Genomic DNA, 7,511 nt, shown 5'->3' on the forward strand with positions numbered 1-7,511 from the left:
CATCAAACTGACCGCTTACTTTTCGAGTCGACTACGGCGCTACCCCAAACAGCCAATGATGTAGCCAAAAGAGGAAGCCGCCGTAGATTACCAGACCGACCAACAGAGCGATAAGGTCGTTCCAATTGGAGGGCGGCGCGCCCTGGATCGGACGTTGTATCCGATGGGTCATGGAGAGCCGGTCGGCGATGGCCCACAGCAGAAAACTCCCGAACAGCAGCACGCTTGCCAGGGTGCCGGTGACCAGCAGGTGGGCAAGTGCCCAGAGTAGGGTTGCCAGTAACATCGGATGTTTGGCTATCGCCTGGATACGTCCGGGGAAATAGGTGGCGACCAGCAGTGGAAATACCGGCAGTATCAGCAGCAGGGCGATGGGCCGGGTCCAGGACGGGGGCACGTACAGTGGGTTTGGCGCTTGCTGTGCCTGACCGTATCCCCAGATGATGAGTACGAAACCGGCCAAGGCGATCAAGCCATAAAGTCCTTGCCAGCCCTTCTCACCCAGTCGTGTGGCCATACGGTTGCGCCAGGGCTCGTTGATGATGGAGATCGAGTGGCTGGCGAAGAACAGTATCAGCCCGGTGATCAGTAGTGTCATGGGATGCACTCTCTGTGAGATTGTTATTCTGAACTGTAGCAGCTGGATCCGCTGTCGCCAGGGCAGGTGTTCGCCGAGCGGCCTATACTGATAGGGCTGACAGTGGATAGTTCGCGTATAGTGCGTTGACGGTCTCCGGGTAAGCGGCGGGACGTAATGAAAGGTGCAACATGCTAATGGTCAATTGGCGGCAGGTGCAATCCATCAAGCGGAACCGTTATCTTAAGGTACTACTGCTTATCCTGATTCTGTTTGCGCTCCACCTTTCCGGGGAGTGGATCGAAACCTTGATCAATCATGAGGTGATACCTAAACACGGTCGCATGATGGATCTGTTTCTGATCGGTATCGTGCTGATCTATATCCTTTTGATGGCAACACCGTTTATGCCCGGTATCGAGGTCGGACTGGGTTTGATGATGCTGTTCGGCAGCAAAGGGGCCGTGTTGGTCTATCTCTCCACCCTGGCGGCCTTGTCGATCAGCTATCTGGCAGGACGATTGATTTCCCCCAAGCTGGTTTGCCGCTTTCTCCACTGGCTCCACCTGTATCAGGCGCGATCACTGGTGCTGCAGCTTGAACCGCTGGGTCGGCTTGAGCGTCTGCAGTTGCTACAGGAGAAATTGCCGGACAAGTTGGCACTGTTTCTGGTCAATCACCGTTACCTGACCATTGCGGCGGCGCTGAATCTGCCGGGTAATGCGCTAATCGGTGGTGGTGGTGGGATCGGACTGGTGGTGGGGATGAGTAAAATTATCCCGTATTGGGGATATGTCACCTTGCTGGCCGTGGCGGTTGCGCCGGTACCGCTTTGGTTCTACTTCAACGGCGGTTGAAGCCGGTTAGCCCTCTGCTTGCTCGGTTTCCTCCAGCATCATTTGCCGCATGCGGAATTTCTGCAGCTTGCCGGTGACGGTCATGGGGAATTCGTCCACGAAACGGATCTGTTTCGGTACCTTGAAGTGGGCGATATTGGCTTGGCAGAAGCGGCGGATCTCATCTTCACTCGCTTGTGCTCCCGGCTGCAGTTTTATCCAGGCGACCACCTCTTCGCCGTAAAAGGGGTCAGGTAGACTGAATACCGCCGCCGAGGCGATCTTGGGGTGGGTGAAGAGAAAGTCTTCGATCTCCCGCGGATAGATGTTTTCACCACCGCGGATGATCATCTCTTTTAACCGCCCGGTGATGCGCAGGTAGCCGTCCGGCTGCATGATCCCCAGGTCGCCGGAGTGCAGCCAGCCCGCCGGATCGATGGCAAGCGCGGTGGCTTCTGCATCGCCGTAGTAACCGCGCATCACGTGATACCCGCGAAAACAGACTTCCCCCACTTCGCCGATGGGTACGGTGCGGCCGGTTTCGGTGGAGATCAGCTTCACCTCTTGGTGCGGCAGGTTGATGCCGACCGTCTCGGTGCGCTGCTGCACACTGCTATCCGGGTGGGACAGGTGAGTCAGGGGCGAGGCTTCGGTCTGGCCGTAGCCGATCAATATTTCGCGGCAATGCATCTGTTCGGTGACCCGGCGCAGCAGCTCAGGTGCACAGGGCGCACCGGACATAATGCCGGTGCGCAATGAGCTGAGGTCGAAGCGGCTGAACTGTTCATGGCCCAGTTCGGCGATGAACATGGTGGGGACGCCATGTAATGCGGTGCAGCGTTCCGCCACAACGGTTTCCAGCACTTGCAGCGGATCGAAATATTCGCACGGGATCACCACGCAGGCGCCGACCGAGAGACTGAGCAGGTTGCACAGCACCATGCCGAAACAGTGGTAAAAGGGCACGGATACGCAAAGCCGGTCGGCGGGTCCGAATTGCAGTCCCTGGGCGGCGAACCAGGCGTTGTTGAGCAGGTTGTGGTGGCTGAGCAGTACCGCCTTGGGTGAGCCGGTGGTGCCGGAGGTGTATTGGATGTTGATCGGATCGTCCCGGTCCAGCGTGGCGGTGACGGCATCCAGCGCTTGGTCTGAGACCGACCGTGCCGCTTCCATAACATCCTGCCAGACGCGCATGCCGGGTGTGGGACGCGCTGTTTGGTCCGGTGCCTGCGGGTCGTAGACGATCACTTGGCGCAGTGCGGGAAAGTCGTCACTCTGCAGTGGCTGCCCGGATGGCTCTTGCAGTTCCGGCAACAGTTCCAACAGCATCGCCAGATAGTTGCTGCGGCGGAAGGCGGGAATGGTAAACAGTCCCTGCACCTCGGATCGGCGCAAGGCGTAGGCCAGTTCGTGACCGCGGTAGGCGGGATTGATATTCACCAGAATCACGCCGATGCTGGCGGTGGCCAGTTGCAGCAGCAACCACTCCAGGTTGTTGGTCGACCAGATGCCGATGCGGTCGCCCTTACTGAAACCGAAACCCAGCAAGCCTTTTGCCAGTTGATCCACTTCAACGGCCAAGGCGCGGTAGCTGAGACGCCGCGACTGGGGTCTGGCGACCACCGCTTCCCGATCGCCCTGCTCTGCCGTGACCTTGGCCAGCCATTGGGGAAGGGTGTCGCCCAGCAGCGGTCGGTCACTGCCGCAGTGGTAATAGCTGGTTGTCAGTTCGGTCATGCCGCGGCATCCTCGCGTATTTGCAGATAGCCTAAAAGATAGACCAGCGGCGGGTCGCCATTGCCCGCTTGACGCGTTCACCGGCCATCTGCTCCGCCGCCAGCCGGGGGGGTATCTTTTGCTCGGTTGACCGCTTCAGCACTTCAGCGGTGTTAGTGCTTACTTTCTCGTCAATCGCATCAAAGGCGGCTTGCTGACTCAAATGCCGGTACTCCATGGCGCCGCAGATCACGCCTCCGGCATTGGCGATGAAGTCGGGGATCACCAGCACGCCTCGCTCATGCAGGGCCAGTTCGGCCTCCGTCGTAAAGGGGATGTTGGCGCCCTGCACCACCAGACGGGTATCCATCTGCCCCACATTGCCGGCGTGCACCACGTCCGGCCGCGCTGCCGGTATCCAGATATCACTGGTGATACCCACCACCGCATCCCGTTCCAGTTTCTCCCCGTGCGGGTATTCGTTGACGCCGTGTCCGGCGGATTTAAGCTCGATCAAGCGATCCAGGTCGAGTCCATCCGGGTTGTAGATGGCACCCCGGGAGTCGGCTACCGCCACCACCACGGCCCCTTTCCGGGTCAAAAAGCGGGCGGCATGGATACCCACCGAGCCGAAGCCCTGGATCACCAGCCGGGCGCCGTCCAGGGCAAAGTCGACGTAATCCATGGCAGCATCCACGGCGCTGCTCAACCCCCAGCCGGTGGCACCCAGTTCGTCCAGGGGGATGCCGCCGATATCCCGCGGTAGACCGACGGCGCGGCCACCCAACTCATCCTGGACCCAGGCCATACAGGTTTCGTCGGTGCCCATGTCGGGGCCGAAGATGTACTCATCGTTGCCCCGTAGGGCGCAGGCAAAGGCTCGGATCAGCGGCTCTTTCTGTTCCCGGGGCATCTTAGGATCGCCGAACAGAACCGATTTGCCGCCGCCATGCGGGAGGCCCGCGGCGGCGTTTTTCAGGGTCATGGCGCGAGCCAGCCGGGCGCACTCCCGGGCACTGACGTCGGGTGCCATACGCAATCCGCCGATGGCCGGTCCGCAAGCCACATTGTCCACTACCAGTATTGCCTTGAGATGATGGGAGGGTTCATAGACGTGGATGATTTTGGCTGGGCCCAGTTCATCCACCTGATCAAATGCTTCACTCATGACTGGGATCCTTCTGTTATGGATGTCTATGATTTCGGTGAATGTGTCGGCAATCCCATGCCGGACGCCGTGCCGAAAAAATCAGGAATATCCTAAGTAAAGCATATATTTCTCTGGAGTCGGTCTGGGCGAGGATGGAACAGTACACATGGTGGCAAGAGACGTTTCTTGCTTGGCCGCGGGGTGTTGGCGGTTAGCTGGCCGCCCCACTCAGACGGAGACTGAGCAGTGTGGGGCGGCCGATAGGTTAGCGGCTAGTTACTTTTTCGATTTCTTCTCTTTCTTTTCCTTGGTCTCTTTCATCTCCTTCTCTTTCTTTTCTTTCTCCTCATTCATGCGTTTCTCATTTTCACCGGCATAGGCTTTGCGGTGCTCGCCCGCGGCTTCATTCATTTTCTCTTCCGAAACGCCACCGGCCCCATAGGCCTTACCCTCTTTCTTAGCGGCCAGGGCGTTCCCGGCGGTGAGCATTAACAGGGCGCTTAACAGCAGTGCAGAGAATGACTTCATGGGATAATCCTTATGGTTGGTAAATACTCAGCTCCGATTATAGACCCGGACCGGTCGGGATAAATTGTCAATTTTTGTAACTGGGACCTAAGTCCAATCGGGACATATAATTTATCTAGTGAAACCCGCGACAGGTTCGGGCGGTCTATTGTCGATGAGCCAAGATACAGAGGTGACGGATGAAAACCTTATTGAAACTGACCCTTGCCAGCGTGCTACTGCTCTCGATAACCGCCTGCGTCGAACAGTCGGTGCGGGATCCCTCATCGCGTTTCTATCGGATTCCGGTCGGCAGTCATATCGTTTTGCATCAAGCTCTGGCGATCAAGGCCGGGCATGTCCGCCAGTTTGTACAGCGCGGAGCCGCAACCGATTTTTCCGATCTGGATCAGTACTGGCCAAGCTGCAGTTTTGAGGTTCGGGAGCTGAGACAGACGCCACAGCAGATCCAACCGGATAATTTTGAGGTGGTCCGGGTTCAGCAGGGTGAGACGCAGATTGTTGGTCAGCCCCGTTTGCAGGTGGCCGGGCTGAAGCTTATCGCCCTCTCTCTGCGGGAGACAGGCCAGCCTCTGGTGTCCCGCTACTACGACATCTGGCTGAAATCGGACACGCAACCCAACGTCATGCGTATGCGCTGCTTTGGCGCGATGGCGGATCTGTCTGAATCGGAATTGCCTCTGTTCATGGAGATTCAGGAGGCGCTGGGCGCGATAGCCAGCGTTGAGCTGTAGCGATGATCGCTAGGTGGCGCGGTGATTCAGGGGGCGCATCAGCGTTGGCTTGTGTGATAAATTAATTCCACATGACCTGTGCTGTTTCTGCCTCCCCCGTTAATTGGTCGGCGGGAGGGGAAGGCATTTCAGAGGTCACCGATAACCGAGTGACAGGCCAGTTCCCTAGATGCTGATTACCGAAATATTGTCCCGCAACGGGCGCATGTTTGCCGATGAAATAGCGCTGGTAGAGCGTGATCCCGCCGCTAGGCAGCGCCGGGAGATTAGCTGGCAGGCATTTGACCAGGAAGCGAGCCGTTTCGCCAATGCCTTGATTGCCCAAGGGGTAAAACGGGGTGATCGGGTGTTACACCTGATGATGAATGGCATCGAGTGGTTGCCCTGTTATTTCGGTATTCTGCGCGCCGGCGCTATCGCCGCTCCGCTCAACTTTCGTTTTGAATCCGAACTCATTCAGCGCTGCAACGAGATAGCCGAAGCCAAGGTTCTGCTGTTTGGGCCGGAGTTTGTGGCGCGTATTCAGGCGGTCAAACCGGCATTGGATCGGACTATCCAGCGCTATGTCTACATTGGCCCGGATGCCGATTGCCCTTCCTATGCCGTTCGCTACGCCGACTTTGTCAGTGGTGCGAACGCTGAACCCCCGGGTATCGCGCTGCAGATCACTGACCCCGCGGCGCTCTATTTTACCTCCGGTACCACCGGTCTACCCAAAGCGGTAAGTCTCACCCAGCGTAATCTGGAGCACGCCTGTTATGTGGAGAATCAACATCATCGTCAAACCCATGAGGACAATTTCCTCTGCATTCCACCGCTCTACCATACCGGCGCCAAGATGCATTGGTTTGGCAATTTCGTGGTGGGCGCCAAGGCGGTTCTGTTAAAAGGGGCGCGGCCTGAGTGGATCCTGGAGGCGGTATCCGAAGAGCAGGCGACGATCGTCTGGCTGCTAGTGCCCTGGGCACACGATATATTGATCGCCTGGGAGAATGGTGAACTTGATTTCGGCCGCTATAAGCTGGATCAGTGGCGGCTGATGCATATCGGTGCCCAACCGGTCCCTCCCAATCTGATCAAGGCGTGGAAGAAGCTTTTTCCACACCATGCGTACGACACCAACTACGGGTTGACCGAGAGTAGCGGACCCGGTTGTATCCACCTCGGCCTGGGAAACAGCCACAAAATAGGCGCGATCGGCAAGCCCGGTTTCGACTGGGAGGCGTGTATCGTGGATGATCAGGGCAACCGTTTGCCAACCGGGCAGTCCGGTGAGTTGTTGGTCAAGGGGCCTGGGGTGATGCAGGGCTATTACCGCAATCGGGAGGCCACGGCGGAGACGATTCGCGACGGTTGGCTGCATACCGGCGATATTGCCCGAATGGACAGTGAAGGATTTATCTGGCTGGTGGATCGCAAGAAGGATCTGATCATCACCGGTGGGGAGAATGTCTCGCCGGTGGAGGTGGAGCACTATTTCTTGGAGCACCCGCACATCCAGGATATTGCGGTGATCGGTACGCCGGATCCGCGGCTGGGGGAGTTGGTGACGGCGATCATCCAGTTCAAAGAGGGGCGCAGCCTGACCGAACAAGAATTGACCGCATTTTCAGAGCGGTTGCCCCGCTATAAGCGTCCGCGGCGCTTTTACTTCGACAACGTACCGCGTAATGCCACCGGAAAAATAGAGAAGCCCTTGCTGCGTGAACGTTATGCCGGTGTAGCGGAGGTGTAGCGGGTAGATCAATCCGTTATATCATCGGCGTCGATTCATCAGGTGTAGGGGTAGGCGCCTGTCTCTGCCCGTATTACAAACGCCTGGCCTGTAGGGGCAGACCCCTGTGTCTGCCCGTAGTACAGCACCCGACCAGCAGGGGCAAACCCCTATACTTGCCCCTTGTATGTTTAGAGCCAACGAACTGATAGTGTTCTTCACCAGTTGCCGGGGAGGCCGTTTGCCCCTGGAGGCA

7 protein-coding genes are annotated in these 7,511 nt (G+C 57.9%); 3 read left to right on the forward strand and 4 right to left on the reverse strand.

The annotated features are described in order from the left end of the window. Positions 1 to 31: 31 nt before the first annotated feature. Positions 32 to 598 carry an NnrU family protein gene (locus tag ACQY5R_RS07840; protein ID WP_428606636.1) on the reverse strand — a complete coding sequence of 189 codons (567 nt, stop codon included), beginning with the start codon at positions 596 to 598 and terminating at the stop codon, positions 32 to 34. A 170-nt stretch (positions 599 to 768) separates the two neighbouring features. On the opposite strand from ACQY5R_RS07840, the gene ACQY5R_RS07845 reads away from it, so the two are divergent. Beyond that, complete coding sequence (locus ACQY5R_RS07845; RefSeq protein ID WP_428606639.1) at positions 769 to 1,434, forward strand: hypothetical protein; 666 nt, start codon at positions 769 to 771, stop codon at positions 1,432 to 1,434. A 6-nt stretch (positions 1,435 to 1,440) separates the two neighbouring features. On the opposite strand, the gene ACQY5R_RS07850 is transcribed toward ACQY5R_RS07845, so the two are convergent. The 3 genes from ACQY5R_RS07850 to ACQY5R_RS07860 all read right to left on the reverse strand — a co-directional run bounded on the left by ACQY5R_RS07850 (position 1,441) and on the right by ACQY5R_RS07860 (position 4,807). Further along, positions 1,441 to 3,150, reverse strand: a complete 1,710-nt coding sequence (locus tag ACQY5R_RS07850; protein WP_428606641.1) for a fatty acid CoA ligase family protein — start codon at positions 3,148 to 3,150, stop codon at positions 1,441 to 1,443. Positions 3,151 to 3,181: 31 nt separating this feature from the next. Then, positions 3,182 to 4,297: a Glu/Leu/Phe/Val family dehydrogenase gene (locus ACQY5R_RS07855; RefSeq protein ID WP_428606644.1), complete on the reverse strand. Its 1,116-nt coding sequence runs from the start codon at positions 4,295 to 4,297 to the stop codon at positions 3,182 to 3,184. Between the two features lie 258 nt (positions 4,298 to 4,555). After that, a complete protein-coding gene (locus ACQY5R_RS07860; protein WP_428606646.1) occupies positions 4,556 to 4,807 on the reverse strand; it encodes a hypothetical protein in 252 nt (83 codons plus the stop codon). A gap of 179 nt (positions 4,808 to 4,986) precedes the next feature. Between ACQY5R_RS07860 and ACQY5R_RS07865 the strand changes: the two genes are divergently transcribed. After that, positions 4,987 to 5,541: a hypothetical protein gene (locus ACQY5R_RS07865; protein ID WP_428606649.1), complete on the forward strand. Its 555-nt coding sequence runs from the start codon at positions 4,987 to 4,989 to the stop codon at positions 5,539 to 5,541. 169 nt (positions 5,542 to 5,710) lie between these two features. Further along, positions 5,711 to 7,276 carry an AMP-binding protein gene (locus ACQY5R_RS07870; RefSeq protein ID WP_428606651.1) on the forward strand — a complete coding sequence of 522 codons (1,566 nt, stop codon included), beginning with the start codon at positions 5,711 to 5,713 and terminating at the stop codon, positions 7,274 to 7,276. Positions 7,277 to 7,511: the final 235 nt, after the last annotated feature.

The sequence above is a fragment of the Sedimenticola sp. genome (genome assembly GCF_050289425.1).
In the GTDB taxonomy this organism is placed as follows: domain Bacteria; phylum Pseudomonadota; class Gammaproteobacteria; order Chromatiales; family Chromatiaceae; genus Sedimenticola.